This is a genomic window from Tenacibaculum aquimarinum, from assembly GCF_022478115.1.
Lineage (GTDB): Bacteria > Bacteroidota > Bacteroidia > Flavobacteriales > Flavobacteriaceae > Polaribacter > Polaribacter aquimarinum_A.
Window position 1 is genome coordinate 67,761 of record NZ_JAKGSC010000001.1, and the last position, 20,071, is coordinate 87,831.

The window sequence follows — 20,071 nt, forward strand, 5'->3', positions numbered from 1 at the left end:
TGTGTACATTTGATTTTATCAAAAATGAAATTTCAAAATGAAGAATGTATTTTCTATTTTAATCTTAAGTATTCTAGTGTTAACTTCTTGTAAAAATGAGAAAAAAACTACAACTAAATCTAAACTAGTAGTTGGTATTGTTATAGACCAAATGCGTTACGATTACTTAACGCGTTTTGCAGATAAATATGGTGACGGTGGTTTTAAACGTATATTAAAGGGAGGTTTTTCACTTGAAAATGCGCACTATAATTATATTCCAACTTATACTGCTGTTGGCCATACATCTATATATACCGGAACAACTCCAACTAATCACGCAATAATTTCTAACAACTGGTATGATAAATACGAAAAGAAAACAATTTACTGTGTAGATGATTCAAACTATAAAACGATTGGAAATGATGGTGATGGAGGAAAAAAATCTCCTTATAGAATGCTTACAACAACCATTGCAGATCAATTAAGGTTATCACAAAATATGAATGGAAAATCTATTGGACTTTCCATAAAAGATAGATCAGCAATTTTACCGGCTGGTCATACAGCAAATGCAGCTTATTGGTTTGATGGTGGAGCGCAAGGAAAATGGATTTCGTCTTCTTTTTACATGAACGAACTACCAAACTGGGTAAAAGAATTTAATGAAAACGGAAAAGCTGATGAATACTTAAGTAAACCTTGGGAAACCTTATATGACATTAACACTTACATTGAAAGCGTAGAAGATAACAACAAATTTGAAGAAACTTTTAAAGGTCAAGAAGCTCCTGTTTTTCCGCATGACATTCCAACTTTACGAAGTAAAAACAATAATTATAGTATTTTAAAAGCAATACCGGCAGGAAATTCTTTTACAACAGATTTTGCAAAAGCTACAATTACTAATGAACAATTAGGAAAATCTAATTACACCGATTTTTTAGCAATAAGCTACTCTTCTACAGATTATGTTGGGCATCAATTTGGTGTAGCTTCTAAAGAAATTGAAGACACTTATTTACGCTTAGATAAAGATTTAGAGATTTTATTTACTTTTTTAGATACAGAAGTTGGCGCAGGAAATTACACTTTATTTTTAACAGCAGATCATGCAGCAGTTCAAGTTCCGTCTTATTTACAATCTGTAAAAATCCCAGCAAATTATTTTAGTTACACTAAATTTAAAACGTATTTAAATGAAGTTTCAAAAAAGTATTTTAAATCTGATGAATTGATAGAGAACGTTTCTAATTTTCAAATATTTTTAAATAAAGAGAAAATTGAATCTTTAAAATTAGACGAACATTTAGTTGCACAAAAACTAGCCGACGAATCTATTAACTACAAAGGTATTTATAAAGCTGTTACGGCAAAAACCTTACAAACAACTACTTTTACAAACGGTATTTTAAACTCACTACAAAATGGATATAATCAAAAATATTCTGGAGATATTCTGTTAGTTCCAAATCCATCTACAATTAGTAATTATTATAAAAATGGCGGAACAACACATGGATCTGGATATTCTTACGATACTCATATTCCTATTATTTTCTATGGAAATGGAATAACAAAAGGGGCTTCAAAAAAGGAATATGAAATTATTGATATTGCTCCAACAATATCTAACTTACTACAGATTGAATTCCCGAATGGTAATACTGGAAAAATTATTGATGAAGTTTTAAAATAATTACACTCAATTACTTTAGATAATTTATGACTTTTTTAACAAAACTCGAGATGGTTGCACATGCAACGACCTCGAGTTTTGTTGTATTTTTGCAGCATGAATTCAGAGAAAAATAATATTGACTTCGAAAACTCTATTGGTCCTTGGTTGGGTCAAACTGGTAAAATAGTTGACTACTTTTTTCATGAATCATTTAAATCTAAAAATATAGATCTTACTAAAGAACAAATGATAGTTCTTAAAAAACTACATGATCAAGATGGTTTAAATCAAAATGAATTAGCTTTTTTAACATTAAGAAATAAATCTTCATTAACACGATTACTGTCAAAAATGGAGATAAAAAAATATATCTTCAGAAAGCAAAGTAAGGAAGACAAACGCATTAAAAATGTATATCTAACTCCATTTGGAAAAGAAATTTTTGAAAAAACAAAACCTGTTATTCAGAATTTAATAACAACTATGGAACAAAACATTTCTCTTGAAGAAAAACAACAAATCATAAAAACCTTTAAAAAAATTCAAACTAATTTTCGCTCTAAAATAGAGCACATTTAATAAACTATATATGAGAAAAATAATTCTTTCAGTACTTGGAATACTCTTAATTGCAGGTGCTTTTCTACTTGGAAATTACATGATTGAAAACAAGAAAAAGCCAAAACCAAAATTTAATAAAGTAATAAAAACTGTCTTTGTTAAAAATGTTATCAATAAAGAAATTCCTATAGTATTAACAGCAAGCGGAAATTTAACAGCTAAAAATAAAATTGAAATCTATTCTGAAGTTTCTGGCGTTTTAAAACCATCTGCAAAGCCATTTAAAAGCGGAACAAATTTTTACAACGGACAAACATTATTAAGTATTAATAGTGATGAGTTTTACGCAAGTTTACAATCTCAAAAAAGTAACTTGTTCAATTTAGTTACTTCAATAATGCCAGATTTACGTTTAGATTATCCAAACGATTTTAAAAAATGGGAATCTTATTTACAAAGTTTCGACATTAATAAAACTACTCCTAAACTACCTGAGTTTTCATCAGACAAAGAAAAATATTTTATTTCAGGAAGAGGAATTAACACAGCATATTACAACGTTAAAAACTTAGAAGTTAAGTTAGGTAAATACAGAATTAGAGCTCCTTTTAGTGGAATCTTAACTGAAGCTTTAGTTACACCTGGAACTTTAGTTAGAGTTGGTCAGAAATTAGGTGAGTTTATAGATTCTTCTGTTTTTGAAATGGAAGTTTCGTTAAATACTGCCTATGCAGATTTATTAAAAATTGGCAATTCGGTTTCTCTATCAAACTTAGAAAAATCTAAAAACTATACTGGTAAAGTTGTTCGTGTAAATGGAAAAGTAGATCAGGTTTCTCAAACTATAAAAGCCTTTATTCAAGTTGCACATAAAGACTTAAAAGAAGGCATGTTTTTAGAAGCAAATTTAATAGCAAAATCTGAAAAAGATGCTATTGAAATACCAAGAAAGTTATTGGTAGATAACGAAGCTATTTATACAGTTACAAACGATAGTATTTTAACTTTAACCTCTGTAAACCCAGTTTATTTTGGTGCAGAAAACGTCATTATAAAAGGGTTAGATGATAACACTAAAATTTTAACACAAACTTTACCAGGTGCTTTTGATGGTATGATTGTAAAAATTAACACTAAGAAATAAGCTATGAAAAAAATCATTACTTATTTTATTAAGTATCCAGTAGCTGTAAATGTAATGATTATTGCATTTATTATTTTTGGAGCCGTTGGTGCTCTTAGCATGAAATCTTCTTTCTTTCCGTTAGTAGATTCCGAATTAATAAATATTTCTTTAGCATATCCAGGAGCTTCACCAGCAGAAATGGAAGAAGGTGTTGTTCTTAAAATTGAAGATAATTTAAAAGGAATTGTAGGTGTAGAAAGAGTTACGTCTGTTTCTAGAGAAAATTCTGCAACTGTTAATATTGAAGTTGAGAAAGGAAAAAATATCGATGTTGTTTTATCCGATGTAAAAAATGCCGTAGATAGAGTTCCGTCATTTCCTTCAGGAATGGAACCTGCTGTAATTGCTAAGGTAGAAAGTATACGTCCAACCATTAGTTTTACGGTTAGTGGAGAAAATATTTCCCTAAAATCTATTAAACAATATGCAAGAAATGTAGAAAACGATATTAGAAGTATTGACGGAATTTCTCAAGTTGCATTGTCTGGTTTCCCTGATGAAGAAATAGAAATTGCAGTAAGAGAAAATGAATTAAGATCTTATAATTTAACTTTTTCCGAAGTTTCGAACGCGGTAAAAAATTCTAACATTCTTATAACGGGTGGAAATATTAAAACTATTGAAGAAGACTATTTAATTAGAGCAAGTAACCGTTCTTATTACGGAATTGAGCTTCAAAACTTAATCGTTAGAACAGAAACTAACGGAAATATAATTCGTTTAAAAGATGTTGCAGAAGTTAAAGATACTTGGTCAGAAACTCCAGATAGATTATATTATAACGGCAATTTAGCAATTAATGTAACGGTTAGTAATACTAATAATGAAGATTTAGTTTCTTCAGCAGAAAAAATTAAAGAATACATTCATCAATTTAATCAAGAGAATCAAAATGTACAGTTAAATGTTTCTAGTGACTCCTCTACAACTTTAAACGGAAGAACAAAGTTATTGATAGAAAATGGTGTTGTTGGTATTTTATTAGTGCTATTCTTTTTAGCATTATTTTTAAACTTACGTTTGGCAATTTGGGTGGCTTTTGGTTTGCCTATAGCTTTCTTCGGAATGTTTATTTTTGCAGCACAATTTGATGTTACAATTAATGTTTTATCGCTCTTCGGAATGATTATCGTTATTGGTATTTTGGTGGATGATGGAATTGTAATTGGAGAAAATATTTATCATCATTATTACGATTTAGGAAAATCTAAAATTCAAGCTGCAATAGATGGTACTATGGAAGTAATTCCGCCAATTGTTTCTGCAATTTTAACCACAATCATTGCATTTTCTACCTTCTTTTTTGTTGATGGTAGAATAGGAAGTTTTTTTGGGGAAGTTTCTACAATTGTATTGCTAACACTATCTGTTTCTTTAATTGAAGCACTAATTATTTTACCTGCACATATTGCACATTCCAAAGCTTTAGACAGGAAAAGGTTAGAAAACGGAGAAGATAAAAAGACAAATGTAATTGATACTTTTTTCAACAAAGTAAACAAAGCTGCAGATACAATATTATCAAAATTCAGAGATACTTATTATTTACCATTTTTAAAATTCTGTTTACAAAATAAAATATTTGCTTTTGCAATACCAGTTGCTTTAATAGTAATTAGTATGTTATCTATGCAAGCTGGTATCATTAAACAATCATTTTTTCCAAGAATTGCAAGTGACAGAGTTCAAATTTCTTTAACAATGCCGCAAGGTACCAACGAACAAATTACAGATTCTATTATTTCATCTATCGAAGAAAAAGTTTGGTTAGTAAATAAAGAATATTCAGAAAAACAATCTGGAGATTTAGAAGTTGTAGAAAATGTTATAAAACGTGTTGGACCAGGAAGCGCAAATGCAACATTAACAGTAAACTTATTACCAGGAGAAGCAAGAGATTTTTCATCTCCAGAAATTACAAACTCAATTAGTGATTTAGTTGGTAAAGTATATGGTGTAGAAAGTTTAACTTTTGGTTCTGGAGGTAATTTTGGTGGTAGCCCAGTTGCCGTTTCTCTTTTAGGAAACAATATTAATGAGCTTAAAGCTGCTAAAGAAGAATTAAAACAAGAATTAGAAAATAATTCACTTTTAAAAGACATTTCAGATAACGATCCTGCGGGAATTAAAGAAATACAAATCACTTTAAAAGACAACGCTTATTTATTAGGTTTAAATCTACAATCTATAATGGCGCAAGTACGTTATGGTTTCTTCGGATTACAAGCTCAACGTTTTCAGCGAGGACAAGATGAAATTAAAGTTTGGGTTCGCTACGATAAAAAAGACAGGTCTTCTATAAATGATTTAGATGATATGCGTATTGTAACTCCAAGTGGAGCAAGAGTTCCTTTTTCTGAAATTGCAAATTATAATATCCAAAGAGGAGACATTGCTATTAATCACCTAAAAGGAAAAAGAGAAATACAAATTACAGCAGATTTAAAAGATTTAGAAGCAAGTGCTACTGAAATTTTAGATGATATTAAAACGAGAGTTATGCCACAAATTACGGCTAAATATCATACAGTATCACCTTTGTATGAAGGGCAAAATAGAGAAGCTAATAAAACTACAGATTCTGTAGTTGTAGTTGGGCCAATTATATTATTGCTAATTTATATTGTAATTGCATTTACATTCCGTTCATATAGCCAACCAATTTTGCTAATTATTATGATTCCTTTTAGTATGATTGGTGTTATTTGGGGACATTATTTCCATAATTTTCCAATAGGAATTTTATCATTCTTAGGTATAATAGCCTTAATAGGAATTATGGTAAATGACGGCTTAGTCTTAATAGGAAAATTTAATAACTTTCTAAAAGAAGGTATGAAATATGATGATGCACTTATTGCAGCAGGTCAATCTCGTTTTAGAGCCATATTTTTAACCTCATTAACAACAGTTGCTGGTTTAGCACCATTGTTATTAGAGAAAAGTAGACAAGCACAATTTTTAATTCCGATGGCTATTTCAATTTCTTACGGAATTGCAATTGCGACTATATTAACATTGGTTATGTTGCCATTATTATTATCAGTTTCTAACTCAATTAAAGTAGGAATTAAGTGGTTAAAAACTGGAGACGATATTACAAAAGAAGAAGTAGAAAGAGCAATTATAGAATCTAAATTTGATGAAAATGAAGGTCATTAAAAACACAATACTAATAGTCGCTTTTTTAACGGCTTTACAAGGAATTTCTCAAGAAATTTTAACAAAAAAAGAAGCACTAGCAATAACCTTAGAAAACAACTTTGGTGTTAAAATTGCAAACAATAATTTAGAAGTTGCTAAAAACAATACAAGTATTTACAATACTGGATTTTTACCAACAGCTTCTATTTCTTCAGGTGCAAATTATAGAAATGAAAGTCAGACTATTAATAGACAAGACGGAACTTCTACAACAATTAACGGCGCAGTTACCAAAAGTTATAACGCATCTTTAAACCTAAATTATACAATTTTTGATGGTTTGGGAAGAAAGTACAATTATCAGCAATTAAAGGAAACTTATAATTTAACAGAATTACAAGCAAAGGAAACAATTGAAAACACGTATTTACAATTATTTACTACGTATTTTCAAATAGCAAGATTGGCTGAAAACACCACTAATTTAAGTGAAGCTTTAGCAATTTCTAAACAACGTTTAAAACGTGCAACCTATCAATATGAATACGGTCAATATACAAAGTTAGAATTGTTAAATGCTGAAGTAGATATTAATAATGATAGTATTACATTAATAAACGCTAAGCAACAATTAAGCAATGCAAAGCGTGGTTTAAATGTAATTTTAGGTGTAGAAAAAGAGGTTAATTATGATATAGAAACTGAAGTAGCTTTTAATAAAATGTTGAATTTTGATGATTTACATCAAAAAACAATTGCTAATAATGCTACTTTAAAACAAAATGAAAAGAACATTGCAATTAGTGAATTCAACATTAAAATAAATAAGACTAGCTACTTACCTACTTTAGGTTTAAATACATCCTATGGTTGGAATAAAAGTGAAAATCCTGCAACTTCTTTTTTAGCTGCTTCTACGTCTAACGGCTTAAATGCTGGTTTAAGTTTGTCTTGGAATTTATTTGATGGCGGAAGTACAAAAACACGTGTTGCAAATGCTAAAATTGCCTTAGAAAACCAAGAAATACTTTTAGAACAGCAAAAAATAACAATAGGAAACACATTAAAAAACACTTGGGAGAATTACCAAAATCAGTTGTTTATTTTACAAGCTCAGGAGAAAAATGTATTAACAACTCAAAACAACTTTGAAAGAACGCAAGAGCGTTATAAATTAGGGCAAGTAACTTCTATTGAATTTAGACAAGCACAAATAAATTTAATTAATTCTAAAACTGCTTTAAACAATGCAAAATTTGATGCAAAATTAATTGAACTACAATTACTTCAATTAAGTGGTCAAATATTAAATTTGGCGTTTTAAGAAGTAATAACTTATATTAAAAAAAGCAGCTAAATAGCTGCTTTTTTTGTTTCTATAAACTAGAGAATATGTTATTTACTAGAATGCTTTTTAATTGCTTTGTTGGATAAGAAAATTCCAATAGCAAGAGATATAAATGCTCCTGTTGCAATTCCAGGAACGAAGTCTATAAATAGAAAGAAATCATAAGCTCCATGAAATAAGGTTGCAATTAATAAACCGATAAAGTTCAATTTTGTTTTATTAGTAGAAAACTTAGCTTTCCCCATAAAATAACCCATTAAAATTGCAAAAGTACCATGTGCAGGAACTGCTGTAAAGGCTCTTAAAACTCCTGTTGCTGCTCCATGTTGAAAAGTATATAGTACATTTTCTAAAGCTGCAAAACCCATAGAAACCATTACTGCATATACAATACCATCAAAAGGCTCATTGAACTCTTTATTGTTTTGTGCATAATATTTTACAATTATAAACTTGGCAAACTCTTCTACCAAAGCAACTACAACAAATGCTTGTACAAATTGCTGAATAATGCTTTTAGAGTCTGTTAAGGGTATTAAATTAATTAATATTCCGCTTAAAATTGCTGTAATTAAAACGCTTGCTGTTGCTCCTAACATAAAGTTTTTAAATAAAAACTTTATGGGTTCTTTTTCAAATTTATCTTTAAAATAGATATATAAAATAATGACCATTACTGGCGCAACTGCTAAAAGTAGTAAGTTCATTTTGTGAATATACGTTTTTTAATAAACGGACTAGCTTTTTTATAAAACAATAGCCTTAATTAATAAGCTTAGCCTTGATTGAGCGGCATGTTTGAGCTCTTTTGAGGCACGAAAAAAGCGAGTAGCGAAAGCGAGAAATAGCTTCTAAAAATTATGCTTTTGGCAGAAAAACTTCTGCCATCATGCAGCGTGCGCTTCCGCCTCCACAGGTTTCTATAGTTGTTAAATCTGAATGAATAATATTAGAATGCTTTTCTATCTTTTGTAATTGACTTGCTGTTAATGATTTATAAGCAGAGGTGCTCATTATTAAAAACTTTTGATTGTCGTTTCCAATAACCTGCAACATATTTCCGGCAAATTGTTGCACTTGTTTTTCAGTAATATCTATAACTTCTTTACCGTCTGATTTTAAGTTTTTTACAACATTTTTTCGTTCTTTTTTATCGTCAATAGCACTTAAACAAATTACCGCAAAAGTTTCTGCAATACACATCATAACATTAGTATGATAAATTGCTTCCCTGCTTTCTTGCACGGTTTGATTTGCTGTAAAAATGATTGGAGTATATTCAAAATCTTCACAAAATTCTATAAATAATTCTTCCTCTGCTCGTGGAGAAATTGCACAATATGCTTTTCTATTTTGTCTATCTAAAATCATACTTCCAGTACCTTCAAGAAAAATTTGTTCCTCTTCGGCTTCAGTATAATCTACACAGTTTTCTATTTTAAAACCTTCTTTTTCTATTAGTTCTAAAACATCTTCCCTTCTTTCTAACCTCCTATTTTCAGCAAACATTGGGTAGATTGCTACGTCTCCGTTTTCGTGAAAAGAAATCCAGTTATTCGGAAAAAGTGCATCTGGAGTATCTGGTTCTTTAGTATCTTCAATTACAATAACTTTTATTCCGTTTTGTTGTAATTTATCTACAAAAGCATCAAACTCTTGCTGTGCATTGGCATTAATAGCAGCTGGCAACATGTTTTTTAAAGACTGTTGATAGTAATTGTTTACTGCTGTTTGCTCGTTCATCCTAAAGCTTGCTGGACGAACCATTAAAATAGTATTGGTAGTTTGTTGCATTTTCTATTGTTTGATAAAAAATTAATCTCTAATTAAAGGCATTGTACTACAACGTAACAAACCTTCTTGTTTAGAGATTTCTGAATATGGTACTTCTTCTACAGTAATACCGTTTTTGCGTAACCAAGTGTTTAATCTTGTAAAGTTCTTTTCTGAGATTACTACATCTTCAGAAATAGAGAAAATATTACTATTCATATTATACATTTCTTCTTTAGAAATGATAAAACAATTGTCTTTTCCGAAGTAGTTTAATAACCATTCATATTCTTCTTTCTCTAAGAAACCTTCTTTATGTAATATTGCTTTATTTTTTCCTACTGGTTGAAAACAACAATCTAAATGCAAGGCATTATCTCTAGGGTTCGTTTGAGATTTTCTTAAGTTAAATGATTTTACTTTTTTGTGTGGAAAAGTTTTCTCTATAAACTCAACTCCTTGTGTGTTAGTTCTTGCAACAATATAATCTGCATAGTCTTCTCCTCTATAAGTTCCTATAAAAATATAATCATTCCAAAGCATAACGTCTCCTCCTTCAATATGTACTTCTTCTGGAGGGCGAATAACTTTGGCAGGATTAATTTGATCTATAACATATTGCAGTGCCTCTAACTCTACTTCTCTGTTTGGTAAAATATTTGCCTTTATAAAAACATCATCAATAACAAATGCGATGTCTCTTGCAAAAATTTGGTTACAATTTTCTATTAATTCAGGTCTATAAACTTTTATGTTGTATTTCTTAAAAACGGCAGCAACAGCTTCCATTTCTTTTACCATATCTTCTTCTAAAGGATATGTTCCTGCTTTTATATGTTCTAACGATTTAGGATCATAAGCTTCTTCCAAACTAGGTGTTGGGCCGTTGCTTTTAGCAGTTCCAAGAACTACAGCTCTTAATCTAGAAATTTCGTTTTTTACGTTTAATTTTAGCATGGGCAAATATAAAAAAAAACTTCATGTTAAACATGAAGCTTTTTTTTATAAAAATTCTTTACTATTATTTTATCTATTAGAGATATCTTTAAATGCTCTATAGTTTTCTCCTGTATATACTTGACGTGGACGTCCAATAGGCTCTTTACCTAAACGCATTTCTCTCCATTGTGCAATCCAACCTGGTAAACGACCTAAAGCAAACATTACTGTAAACATTTCTACAGGAATTCCCATAGCTCTATAAATTATACCTGAATAAAAATCTACATTTGGATATAATTTACGTTTTACAAAGTACTCATCATTTAATGCTTCTTGTTCTAAACCTTTAGCAATATCAAGAATAGGATCATTAACTCCTAATTCTTTTAAAACTTCATCAGCTGCAACTTTAATAATCTTTGCACGAGGATCAAAGTTTTTATATACTCTATGTCCAAAGCCCATTAAACGGAAAGGATCATTTTTATCTTTTGCTTTTGCCATGTACTTCTTAGTATCACCGCCATCTTCTTTAATTGCTTCTAGCATTTCTAAAACTGCTTGGTTAGCTCCACCATGAAGTGGTCCCCAAAGTGCAGATATTCCTGCAGAAAGAGAAGCAAATAAACCTGCGTGAGAAGAACCTACAATTCTTACTGTAGAAGTAGAACAATTTTGCTCGTGATCTGCATGTAAGATTAATAATTTATCTAAAGCATTTACTAAAACTTCATTTTGAACATACTCTTCATTAGGTTGTTCAAACATCATTTTTAAAACATTTTCTACGTATCCTAAAGATTTTGATCCATAGTTTAATGGTAAGCCTTGTTTTTTACGCATAGTCCAAGCTACTAATACAGGGAATTTTCCTAATATTTTAACTACAGAATTATACATATCCTCTTCTGAATCTACATTGACAGAGCTAGGATTAAAAGCTGTTAAAGCAGAAGTTAATGAAGATAAAACGCCCATTGGATGCGCATTTTTAGGAAAAGCATCAATGATTTTTTTAATATCATCATCTACAATAGACTTATCTTTTATATCTGAATGAAATTTATCTAATTGTTCTTTAGTTGGTAATTCTCCAAAAATTAAAGCATAAGCAACTTCTAAAAAGTCTGCTTTTTCAGCTAATTCTTCTATAGAATAACCTCTATAACGTAAAATACCTTCTTCTCCATTTAAAAAAGTAATAGCACTTTGGCAAGAACCCGTGTTTTTATAACCTGGATCTATTGTGGTAATACCACCAGTTGCGCCTCTAAGCGTTTTTATATCAATTGCTACTTCATTTTCTGTTCCTGTAATTAAAGGAAATTCATATTGATTATCGCCTATTTGTAATTTTGCTATATCTGACATTTTCTAAACTTATTTTTAATATTGAAGTGAGCCACGAAGATACCAAATTTAAAGGATTTTAAAAATATCCTAACATAGATTTTTAGTATCTTGAAATTGTTTCTTTCTATTCATTAAATTCATAAAAAAAACCTCACTTTTCTATAGATAGAATGTGAGGTTTATAAATTTATTTAATTTAATTTATAATTTAAAAGCTTTTTCTTGTGGAAAATAAGCTACATCTGCTAATTGTTCTTCTATTCGAAGTAATTGATTGTACTTTGCCATTCTATCTGAACGAGAAGCAGAACCAGTTTTTATTTGACCACAATTTAATGCAACTGCTAAATCTGCAATTGTATTATCTTCAGTTTCACCAGATCTGTGACTCATTACTGAAGTATAACCTGCATTATGCGCCATGTTTACAGCAGCAATAGTTTCAGTTAAAGTACCTATTTGGTTAACTTTTATTAAAATTGAGTTTGCTGTATTAGTGTTAATCCCTTTAGATAAACGTTCTACATTTGTTACAAATAAATCGTCTCCAACTAATTGTACTTTATCTCCAATCTTTTCAGTTAAATATTTCCAACCTTCCCAATCGTTTTCATCCATACCATCTTCAATAGAAATAATTGGATAATTTTCTGAAAGTTCGGCTAAATAATCTGCTTGTTCTTTACTTGTTCTTATTTTTCCTGTACTTCCTTCAAACTTAGTGTAGTCGTATTTTCCATCTACAAAAAATTCTGCAGCAGCACAATCTAAGGCAATCATAACATCATCTCCTAATTTGTAACCTGCATTATCAACTGCTTTTTTAATAGTATCAAGAGCGTCCTCTGTTCCACCTTCTAAATTTGGAGCAAAACCTCCTTCATCACCAACTGCTGTCGATAAATTTCTATCGTGTAAAACTTTCTTTAAGTTATGAAAAATCTCAGATCCCATTTGCATAGCGTGCGTAAAATTCTTTGCTTTTACTGGCATTACCATAAACTCTTGGAATGCAATTGGAGCATCTGAATGAGACCCCCCATTAATGATATTCATCATTGGAACTGGCAATGTATTGGCTGAAACACCTCCAACATATCTATATAATGGCATTCCTAATTCATTAGCTGCAGCTTTAGCAACTGCTAAAGAAACACCTAAAATTGCATTTGCTCCTAATTTAGCCTTGTTTGGAGTAGCGTCTAAATCAATCATTGCTTGATCAATTGCGTTTTGTTCAAAAACAGAAACACCTAATAAGTTTTCAGCTATTAATGTATTTACATTCTTAACAGCATTTAAAACTCCTTTACCCATATAATCTTTTCCGCCATCACGTAATTCTACAGCTTCGTGTTCTCCTGTAGAAGCTCCAGAAGGAACTGCAGCTCTACCTAAAACTCCATTATCTGTAGTTACATCTACTTCTATAGTTGGGTTACCTCTTGAATCAAAGATTTGACGTGCGTGAATGTTAATTATAATACTCATAATAGTTGTTATTTTTTACTTGCAATTTAATAAAAGCTTGGTTTTATTCTATTTTTTAAATGTAATTTCTACGAAAACGTTTACGCTTGTACCTGTTTTGCCTTTTTTATATTCTCTATAAATTGATCAAATAAATATTCCGAATCGTGTGGTCCTGGGCTTGCTTCTGGGTGATATTGTACAGAAAATACATTTTTAGAATTCATTTTAATACCTGCAACTGTATTATCATTTAAATGTACATGTGTAATTTCTACATCGGAATGTGCCTCAGTTTCTTCTCTATTTATAGCAAAACCATGATTTTGAGAAGTTATTTCTCCCTTACCTGTTAATAGGTTTTTTACTGGGTGATTGATTCCTCTATGTCCATTATGCATTTTGTAGGTTGAAATTCCGTTTGCTAACGCAATGACTTGATGTCCTAAACAAATTCCAAATAAAGGAGAATCACTCTTTATAATTTCTTTTGCAGTTTTAATCGCATCGGTTAAAGGTTCTGGATCTCCAGGACCATTTGAAATAAAATAACCATCTGGATTAAATGAGCTTAATTCTTCGAAACTTGAATTATAAGGATACACCTTAACATATGCTCCTCTTTTTACTAAGTTTCTTAAAATATTCTTTTTAATTCCAATATCTAAAGCTGCTATTTTAATTTCAGATTTTTCATCACCAACAAAATAAGGTTCATTTGTAGAAACTTTAGAAGCTAGTTCTAAACCTTCCATATTTGGAGTTCCTGCTAATTGTTTTTTTAATTCATCAATGTTATCAACTTCAGTAGAAATAATAGCATTCATTGCACCATTATCTCTAATGTATGATACAAGTGCACGAGTATCTACATCTGATATAGCTACTAAATTATGTTTTGTAAACCAGTCTAATAAATTTCCATCAGAATCTACACGAGAGTGAGTAAAACTAAAGTTACGGCAAATTAATCCTGAAATTTTAATTCCATCAGATTCTACTTCGTTATTATTAATTCCGTAGTTACCAATATGTGCGTTGGTTGTTACCATTAACTGTCCAAAATAAGATGGATCAGTAAATATTTCTTGGTAACCAGTCATACCTGTATTAAAACAGATTTCTCCAGTAGATGTTCCTTCTATTCCTACAGATTTTCCATAAAAAATGGTTCCATCTGCTAATAAAACTAGTGCTTTTTTACGTGATTGATATTTCATTGGGTGTGTTGTGTTGTTGTGTTTGTTGCAAAAATAATATAAAAAAAAGGATAAACTAAATAGTTTATCCTTTTGTATATGTGAATTATAAAAATTTCATTTTTATTCTTCAGTTTTCTCTTCAGTCTTTGTATCAACTGATTCAACTGCTGCTTCAGCTTTGTTTCCTCCACGACGGCTACGACGAGTAGTTTTCTTAGCTTTGTTTCCTTTAGGGTTGTATAATTCGTTGTAATCAACTAATTCTACCATTGCCATTGGAGCGTTATCTCCTTGACGGTTTCCTAATTTGATAATACGAATATATCCTCCTGGACGATCAGCAACTTTAACAGATATTTCTTTGAATAATTCTGTTACAGCATGTTTATCGCGTAAGTAACTAAATACTGTTCTACGATTGTGTGTTGTATCTGATTTAGACTTAGTAATTAAAGGCTCTATATACTGACGTATAGCTTTAGCTTTTGCTACTGTTGTGTTAATACGCTTGTGCTCTATTAAAGAACATGCCATATTTGCTAACATTGCTTTTCTATGCGCTGTTTGCCTTCCTAAATGATTAAATTTCTTTCCGTGTCTCATGACCTTTGTGTGTTTGCTTTCATCTTGCTACTACTTATTATAAGGAGCAAAATATGAAAGGTTAATCTTTATCTAATTTGTATTTACTTAAGTCCATTCCAAAACTTAGGCTTTTATTTATCACTAACTCTTCTAATTCAGTTAATGATTTTTTACCAAAGTTTCTAAACTTCATTAAATCGCTTTTGTTAAATGATACTAAGTCTCCTAGAGTATCTACTTCTGCAGCTTTTAAACAGTTTAATGCACGTACAGATAAATCCATATCGATTAAACGAGTTTTAAGCAACTGACGCATATGTAATGATTCCTCATCATATGTTTCAGTTTGTGCAATTTCATCTGCCTCTAAAGTGATACGCTCATCAGAGAATAACATAAAGTGGTGGATTAAAATTTTAGCTGCTTCTGTTAATGCATCTTTAGGGTTAATAGAACCGTCTGTGTCAATATCGAAAACTAATTTTTCGTAATCTGTTTTTTGTTCTACTCTAAAGTTTTCTACTGCATATTTTACATTCTTTATAGGAGTGTAAATAGAATCAGTAAAAATAGTACCTAAAGGAGCATTTGCCTTTTTATTTTCTTCTGCTGGAACAAATCCTCTACCTTTTTCGATAGTGATTTCGGCGTTAAACTTTACCGATTTATCCATATTACAAATAACTAAATCTGGATTTAAAACTTGAAATCCTGAAGTAAATTTTTGTAAATCACCAGCTGTAAGCTGATCTTGACCTGATACTGAAATTGATACAGTTTCTCTATCAGACTCTTCTATTTGTTTCTTAAAACGAACTTGTTTTAAGTTTAAGATAATTTCTGTTACGTCTTCTACAACACCTTTAATTGTTGAAAATTCGTGCTCAACACCATCAACTCTTAATGATGTAATTGCAAAACCTTCTAAAGATGATAATAAAACTCTACGTAAAGCATTACCTACAGTTAAACCAAAACCAGGTTCTAGAGGTCTGAATTCAAATCTACCAGAAAAATCTGTAGATTCGATCATAATAACTTTATCGGGCTTTTGAAAATTTAAAATTGCCATTTTTTTCTTCTTTTTAATTGTTATTCAGTTGCGCGGTTTATAAGTGTGAAGAATTACGAATAAACCCTTTGGCTGAATTTCAATATTATTAATTTATTACTTAGAATATAATTCTACGATTAATTGTTCTTTGAACGTTTCTGGGATTTGTAATCTTTCTGGAGCTTTTACAAAAGTTCCAGATTTTTGATCGTTGTTCCAAGTTAACCATTCATAAACAGCACTGTTAGACGCTAAAGCATCTTCAATTGCTACTAATGATTTAGATTTTTCTCTTACAGCGATTACATCTCCTGCTTGCACAGAATAAGAAGGGATATTTACAATCTCTCCGTTTACAGTAATGTGACGGTGAGAAACTAATTGACGAGCTCCACTTCTAGATTTTGAAACACCTAAACGGTATACAACATTATCTAAACGAGATTCACAAAGTTGTAATAAAACTTCACCTGTAATACCTCCAGCAGCTTGTGCTTTCTTAAATAAATTACTGAATTGACGCTCTAATATACCATAAGCATATTTAGCTTTTTGCTTCTCCATTAACTGAGTTGCATATTCAGATTTTTTACCTCTTCTTCTAGCATTTCCATGCTGTCCTGGTGGGTAATTTCTTTTTTCGAAGTTTTTATCATCTCCGAAGATTGCTTCGCCAAATTTACGAGCAATTTTAGTTTTTGGTCCTGTATATCTTGCCATTTCTTTTTGTTTTTGATAGGGATTATGAATTAAGGCTTAATCCTTCGATAATCTAATTCCTATCTATTAAAATAATTAATTATTATACTCTTCTTCTCTTTGGTGGACGACATCCGTTGTGAGGCATTGGAGTAACATCAATAATTTCTGTTACTTCGATACCTGCATTGTGGATAGATCTGATCGCAGATTCTCTACCGTTTCCAGGTCCTTTAACATACACTTTTACTTTACGTAAACCTGCTTCTTTAGCTGGTGCCGCACAGTCTTCTGCTGCTAATTGAGCTGCATAAGGAGTGTTCTTTTTAGAACCTCTAAAGCCCATTTTTCCTGCAGATGACCAAGAGATTACATCTCCTTTTTTGTTTGTTAAAGAAATAATAATATTGTTAAAAGATGCAGTTACGTGCGCTTCTCCAACAGATTCTATTATAACCTTACGTTTTTTTGAACTTGATTTTGCCATAATTTTTAAGTTTTAGTAATTTAGTTTTCTAACTTAAAAGTTTAATAACTTCTATTAGATCTTTATTACTTTATCTAACTTTATTTTTTCTTGTTAGCTACAGTTTTACGCTTACCTTTTCTTGTACGAGAGTTGTTTTTAGTTCTCTGACCTCTTAAAGGGAGACTCATTCTGTGACGAATTCCTCTTTGACATCCGATATCCATTAAACGTTTAATGCTTATCTGAACTTCAGAACGTAATTCACCTTCAATAGTGAATGTACCTACTTGTTCACGGATTGCCGCGATTTGATCATCTGACCAATCTTGAACCTTTACACTTTCGTCAATTTTTGCGTTAGCTAAAATTTCTTGTGCTCTACTTTTTCCTATTCCAAAGATGTACGTTAATGAAATAACACCTCTTTTATTCTTAGGAATATCAATACCTGCTATTCTTGCCATTACCCTTGTCTTTGTTTAAATCTAGGATTTTGTTTATTAATTACGTATAATCTACCTTTTCTGCGAACTATTTTGCAGTCGGCACTTCTTTTCTTAATAGATGCTCTTACTTTCATCGTTTTAAACTTTATATAAATATTAAAGAATTAATATCTATAGGTTATTCTTGCCTTTGTTAAATCATAAGGACTCATTTCTAACTTTACTTTGTCTCCAGGTAAAAGTTTTATATAATGCATACGCATTTTACCAGAAATGTGTGCTGTTACAATATGTCCGTTTTCTAACTCTACACGAAACATAGCATTAGACAATGCCTCTGTTATGCTTCCGTCTTGTTGAATTGCTGGTTGCTTAGCCATCCTTTTATAATGATTTTCTATTAGTATTACCTGTCTTCATTAAACCATCATAATGGCTATTTAGCAAGTAAGCGTTAATTTGTTGTAGAGTATCAATTGCTACTCCTACCATAATAATTAACGATGTTCCTCCATAAAATAGCGCCCAATTTTGTTGTACTCCAAATTGATATGCTACTGCTGGTAAAATAGATAAGGCAGCCAAGAAAATTGAACCTGGTAAGGTAATTCTTGATAATACTGAATCTAATCTATCTGCTGTATCCTTTCCTGGTCTAATACCTGGAATAAAACCTCCGCTTCTTTTTAAACCTTGAGCCATTTCATCTGTACGAACCGTAATGGCAGTATAGAAATAACTAAAGATTATAATTAATAATGCGAAGATTACGTTATACCACAATCCGTTAATGTCTTGTAAACTAGCTAAAGCTGGAAAACGTTGCGCTAATGCAATTGGCAAAAACATAATTGCTTGTGCAAAAATGATTGGCATTACACCTGCTGCGTTTAACTTTAATGGGATATAATCTCTTGATCCTGCTACATTAGAAATACTTCCTGCAACTGTTCTTCGGGCATATTGTACTGCAATCTTACGAACTGCTGTTACCAGTAACACGGTTAAGAGAATTACTACAAACCAAATAATGATTTCAATTAAAATCATCATTACTCCACCTGCACCTGCGTTTGTTGTTTTAGAAACAAACTCTTGTAAAAATGCCGCTGGAAAGTTAGCGATAATACCTACAGTAATTAATAACGAAATACCGTTACCAACTCCTTTATCGGTAATACGCTCACCTAACCACATAGCAAATATAGTACCTGCACTTAATAAGATTATTGATGAAACCCAAAAAGTAGCACCACCAACTAAAAATGCAGATTCTGGTAAACCAAATTGCGTTTTAATTGCTGTGATGTATGTTGGCGCTTGAAACAATGTAATTAAAATTGTTAACCAACGTGTTATTTGTGTAATTTTCTTACGACCACTTTCACCATCTTTTTGTAGTTTTTGTAAATAAGGAATTGCTATTCCCATTAATTGTACTACAATAGATGCCGAGATATATGGCATAATACCCAAAGCCATTACAGATGCTCTTGCAAAAGCTCCTCCTGTAAATGCATTTAAAATTCCTAAAAGACCAGAAGATGTACCCTCTTTTAATGCTGAAAGTTGTAATGGATCTATACCAGGTAATGGTACAGCTGCCATAAAACGATAAACAGCAATTAAACCGATTGTAAGAAGAATTTTGTTTTTCAATTCTTCAATCTTAAATATGTCTCTTAAAGTATTTATAAAATTCATCATTTACATTTAGTATTATAAACTTACTGCCTCACCTCCAGCAGCTTCAATAGCAGCTTTAGCGGTAGCAGTATATTTATGAACAGTAATATTTAATTTAGCTTTTAATTCTCCACCACCTAATATTTTAACTAAGTCGTTCTTACGAACTAAACGGTTTTCTATTAATACTTCTAAATTAACTGTGTCCTCGATTTTTTTAGCGTCAACTAAAGATTGTAATTTATCTAAGTTGATTCCTACATATTCTTTACGATTGATGTTTGTGAAACCGAATTTAGGCACACGTCTTTGTAACGGCATTTGCCCACCTTCGAAACCAATCTTACGAGAATATCCAGAACGAGATTTTTGTCCGTTGTGACCTCTAGTAGCGGTACCACCTTTACCAGAACCTTCACCACGTGCAATTCTCTTAACTTTCTTAACAGATCCTTCTGCTGGTTTTAAGTTGTGTAAACTCATGATTTTT

At 30.9% G+C, this 20,071-nt stretch carries 20 protein-coding genes; 5 read left to right on the top strand and 15 right to left on the bottom strand.

Annotated features, from left to right (window positions below; all coding sequences use genetic code 11):
* The first annotated feature begins 37 nt into the window (after positions 1–37).
* The 5 genes from pafA to L1S33_RS00305 all read left to right on the top strand — a co-directional run bounded on the left by pafA (position 38) and on the right by L1S33_RS00305 (position 7,878).
* Positions 38–1,681, top strand: a complete 1,644-nt coding sequence (gene pafA, locus L1S33_RS00285) for an alkaline phosphatase PafA (RefSeq protein WP_240560726.1) — start codon at positions 38–40, stop codon at positions 1,679–1,681.
* A 96-nt stretch (positions 1,682–1,777) separates the two neighbouring features.
* The gene (locus tag L1S33_RS00290) at positions 1,778–2,242 is read left to right on the top strand and encodes a MarR family winged helix-turn-helix transcriptional regulator (RefSeq protein ID WP_240551505.1); all 465 of its coding nucleotides are present in this window, start codon (positions 1,778–1,780) and stop codon (positions 2,240–2,242) included.
* A gap of 10 nt (positions 2,243–2,252) precedes the next feature.
* A complete protein-coding gene (locus tag L1S33_RS00295; protein WP_240560727.1) occupies positions 2,253–3,368 on the top strand; it encodes an efflux RND transporter periplasmic adaptor subunit in 1,116 nt (371 codons plus the stop codon).
* Between the two features lie 3 nt (positions 3,369–3,371).
* Entirely contained in the window at positions 3,372–6,572 is a 3,201-nt protein-coding gene (locus L1S33_RS00300) for an efflux RND transporter permease subunit (RefSeq protein WP_240560728.1), read from the top strand.
* Positions 6,559–7,878, top strand: a complete 1,320-nt coding sequence (locus L1S33_RS00305) for a TolC family protein (protein ID WP_240560730.1) — start codon at positions 6,559–6,561, stop codon at positions 7,876–7,878. Before L1S33_RS00300 ends, L1S33_RS00305 begins: the two co-directional genes overlap by 14 nt.
* 71 nt (positions 7,879–7,949) lie before the next feature.
* Here the strand turns inward: L1S33_RS00305 and L1S33_RS00310 are convergent, their stop codons facing one another.
* From L1S33_RS00310 to rplO, 15 genes are all read right to left on the bottom strand, one after another.
* Entirely contained in the window at positions 7,950–8,609 is a 660-nt protein-coding gene (locus tag L1S33_RS00310; RefSeq protein WP_240560737.1) for a PrsW family intramembrane metalloprotease, read from the bottom strand.
* Positions 8,610–8,760: 151 nt separating this feature from the next.
* The gene (gene ctlX / locus L1S33_RS00315; RefSeq protein WP_240560746.1) at positions 8,761–9,696 is read right to left on the bottom strand and encodes a citrulline utilization hydrolase CtlX; all 936 of its coding nucleotides are present in this window, start codon (positions 9,694–9,696) and stop codon (positions 8,761–8,763) included.
* 21 nt (positions 9,697–9,717) lie between these two features.
* The gene (locus tag L1S33_RS00320) at positions 9,718–10,632 is read right to left on the bottom strand and encodes a dimethylarginine dimethylaminohydrolase family protein (protein ID WP_240560748.1); all 915 of its coding nucleotides are present in this window, start codon (positions 10,630–10,632) and stop codon (positions 9,718–9,720) included.
* A gap of 69 nt (positions 10,633–10,701) precedes the next feature.
* Positions 10,702–11,988: a citrate synthase gene (locus L1S33_RS00325; RefSeq protein ID WP_240560749.1), complete on the bottom strand. Its 1,287-nt coding sequence runs from the start codon at positions 11,986–11,988 to the stop codon at positions 10,702–10,704.
* A gap of 183 nt (positions 11,989–12,171) precedes the next feature.
* Positions 12,172–13,461 carry a phosphopyruvate hydratase gene (gene eno / locus L1S33_RS00330; RefSeq protein WP_240560751.1) on the bottom strand — a complete coding sequence of 430 codons (1,290 nt, stop codon included), beginning with the start codon at positions 13,459–13,461 and terminating at the stop codon, positions 12,172–12,174.
* 80 nt (positions 13,462–13,541) lie between these two features.
* Positions 13,542–14,660 (bottom strand): glutamine-hydrolyzing carbamoyl-phosphate synthase small subunit, encoded by a 1,119-nt coding sequence (gene carA, locus L1S33_RS00335; protein ID WP_240560752.1) that lies wholly within the window; start codon positions 14,658–14,660, stop codon positions 13,542–13,544.
* A gap of 102 nt (positions 14,661–14,762) precedes the next feature.
* On the bottom strand, positions 14,763–15,245 hold the full coding sequence (gene rplQ, locus L1S33_RS00340) for a 50S ribosomal protein L17 (protein ID WP_240560753.1): 483 nt from the start codon (positions 15,243–15,245) through the stop codon (positions 14,763–14,765).
* Positions 15,246–15,306: 61 nt separating this feature from the next.
* Positions 15,307–16,299 (bottom strand): DNA-directed RNA polymerase subunit alpha, encoded by a 993-nt coding sequence (locus L1S33_RS00345; RefSeq protein WP_072554243.1) that lies wholly within the window; start codon positions 16,297–16,299, stop codon positions 15,307–15,309.
* 96 nt (positions 16,300–16,395) lie between these two features.
* Positions 16,396–17,001, bottom strand: a complete 606-nt coding sequence (gene rpsD / locus L1S33_RS00350) for a 30S ribosomal protein S4 (protein WP_240560755.1) — start codon at positions 16,999–17,001, stop codon at positions 16,396–16,398.
* An 82-nt stretch (positions 17,002–17,083) separates the two neighbouring features.
* Positions 17,084–17,467 carry a 30S ribosomal protein S11 gene (rpsK, locus tag L1S33_RS00355; RefSeq protein WP_072554241.1) on the bottom strand — a complete coding sequence of 128 codons (384 nt, stop codon included), beginning with the start codon at positions 17,465–17,467 and terminating at the stop codon, positions 17,084–17,086.
* 80 nt (positions 17,468–17,547) lie between these two features.
* The gene (gene rpsM, locus L1S33_RS00360) at positions 17,548–17,913 is read right to left on the bottom strand and encodes a 30S ribosomal protein S13 (RefSeq protein WP_072554240.1); all 366 of its coding nucleotides are present in this window, start codon (positions 17,911–17,913) and stop codon (positions 17,548–17,550) included.
* Positions 17,913–18,029: a type B 50S ribosomal protein L36 gene (ykgO, locus tag L1S33_RS00365; RefSeq protein WP_072554239.1), complete on the bottom strand. Its 117-nt coding sequence runs from the start codon at positions 18,027–18,029 to the stop codon at positions 17,913–17,915. Before ykgO ends, rpsM begins: the two co-directional genes overlap by 1 nt.
* Positions 18,030–18,059: 30 nt before the next feature.
* Positions 18,060–18,275 carry a translation initiation factor IF-1 gene (gene infA, locus L1S33_RS00370; protein ID WP_072554238.1) on the bottom strand — a complete coding sequence of 72 codons (216 nt, stop codon included), beginning with the start codon at positions 18,273–18,275 and terminating at the stop codon, positions 18,060–18,062.
* A 4-nt stretch (positions 18,276–18,279) separates the two neighbouring features.
* A complete protein-coding gene (secY, locus tag L1S33_RS00375) occupies positions 18,280–19,599 on the bottom strand; it encodes a preprotein translocase subunit SecY (protein WP_072554237.1) in 1,320 nt (439 codons plus the stop codon).
* 15 nt (positions 19,600–19,614) lie between these two features.
* Entirely contained in the window at positions 19,615–20,064 is a 450-nt protein-coding gene (rplO, locus tag L1S33_RS00380) for a 50S ribosomal protein L15 (protein ID WP_240551496.1), read from the bottom strand.
* Between the last annotated feature and the right edge of the window lie 7 nt (positions 20,065–20,071).

Excerpts from the sequence above, each read along its gene's own strand:
- pafA (WP_240560726.1), top strand. The coding sequence starts at position 38 with ATGAAGAATGTATTTTCTATTTTAATCTTAAGTATTCTAGTGTTAACT.
- L1S33_RS00290 (WP_240551505.1), top strand. The coding sequence starts at position 1,778 with ATGAATTCAGAGAAAAATAATATTGACTTCGAAAACTCTATTGGTCCT.
- L1S33_RS00295 (WP_240560727.1), top strand. The coding sequence starts at position 2,253 with ATGAGAAAAATAATTCTTTCAGTACTTGGAATACTCTTAATTGCAGGT.
- L1S33_RS00300 (WP_240560728.1), top strand. The coding sequence starts at position 3,372 with ATGAAAAAAATCATTACTTATTTTATTAAGTATCCAGTAGCTGTAAAT.
- L1S33_RS00305 (WP_240560730.1), top strand. The coding sequence starts at position 6,559 with ATGAAGGTCATTAAAAACACAATACTAATAGTCGCTTTTTTAACGGCT.
- L1S33_RS00310 (WP_240560737.1), bottom strand. The coding sequence starts at position 8,609 with ATGAACTTACTACTTTTAGCAGTTGCGCCAGTAATGGTCATTATTTTA.
- ctlX (WP_240560746.1), bottom strand. The coding sequence starts at position 9,696 with ATGCAACAAACTACCAATACTATTTTAATGGTTCGTCCAGCAAGCTTT.
- L1S33_RS00320 (WP_240560748.1), bottom strand. The coding sequence starts at position 10,632 with ATGCTAAAATTAAACGTAAAAAACGAAATTTCTAGATTAAGAGCTGTA.
- L1S33_RS00325 (WP_240560749.1), bottom strand. The coding sequence starts at position 11,988 with ATGTCAGATATAGCAAAATTACAAATAGGCGATAATCAATATGAATTT.
- eno (WP_240560751.1), bottom strand. The coding sequence starts at position 13,461 with ATGAGTATTATAATTAACATTCACGCACGTCAAATCTTTGATTCAAGA.
- carA (WP_240560752.1), bottom strand. The coding sequence starts at position 14,660 with ATGAAATATCAATCACGTAAAAAAGCACTAGTTTTATTAGCAGATGGA.
- rplQ (WP_240560753.1), bottom strand. The coding sequence starts at position 15,245 with ATGAGACACGGAAAGAAATTTAATCATTTAGGAAGGCAAACAGCGCAT.
- L1S33_RS00345 (WP_072554243.1), bottom strand. The coding sequence starts at position 16,299 with ATGGCAATTTTAAATTTTCAAAAGCCCGATAAAGTTATTATGATCGAA.
- rpsD (WP_240560755.1), bottom strand. The coding sequence starts at position 17,001 with ATGGCAAGATATACAGGACCAAAAACTAAAATTGCTCGTAAATTTGGC.
- rpsK (WP_072554241.1), bottom strand. The coding sequence starts at position 17,467 with ATGGCAAAATCAAGTTCAAAAAAACGTAAGGTTATAATAGAATCTGTT.
- rpsM (WP_072554240.1), bottom strand. The coding sequence starts at position 17,913 with ATGGCAAGAATAGCAGGTATTGATATTCCTAAGAATAAAAGAGGTGTT.
- ykgO (WP_072554239.1), bottom strand. The coding sequence starts at position 18,029 with ATGAAAGTAAGAGCATCTATTAAGAAAAGAAGTGCCGACTGCAAAATA.
- infA (WP_072554238.1), bottom strand. The coding sequence starts at position 18,275 with ATGGCTAAGCAACCAGCAATTCAACAAGACGGAAGCATAACAGAGGCA.
- secY (WP_072554237.1), bottom strand. The coding sequence starts at position 19,599 with ATGAATTTTATAAATACTTTAAGAGACATATTTAAGATTGAAGAATTG.
- rplO (WP_240551496.1), bottom strand. The coding sequence starts at position 20,064 with ATGAGTTTACACAACTTAAAACCAGCAGAAGGATCTGTTAAGAAAGTT.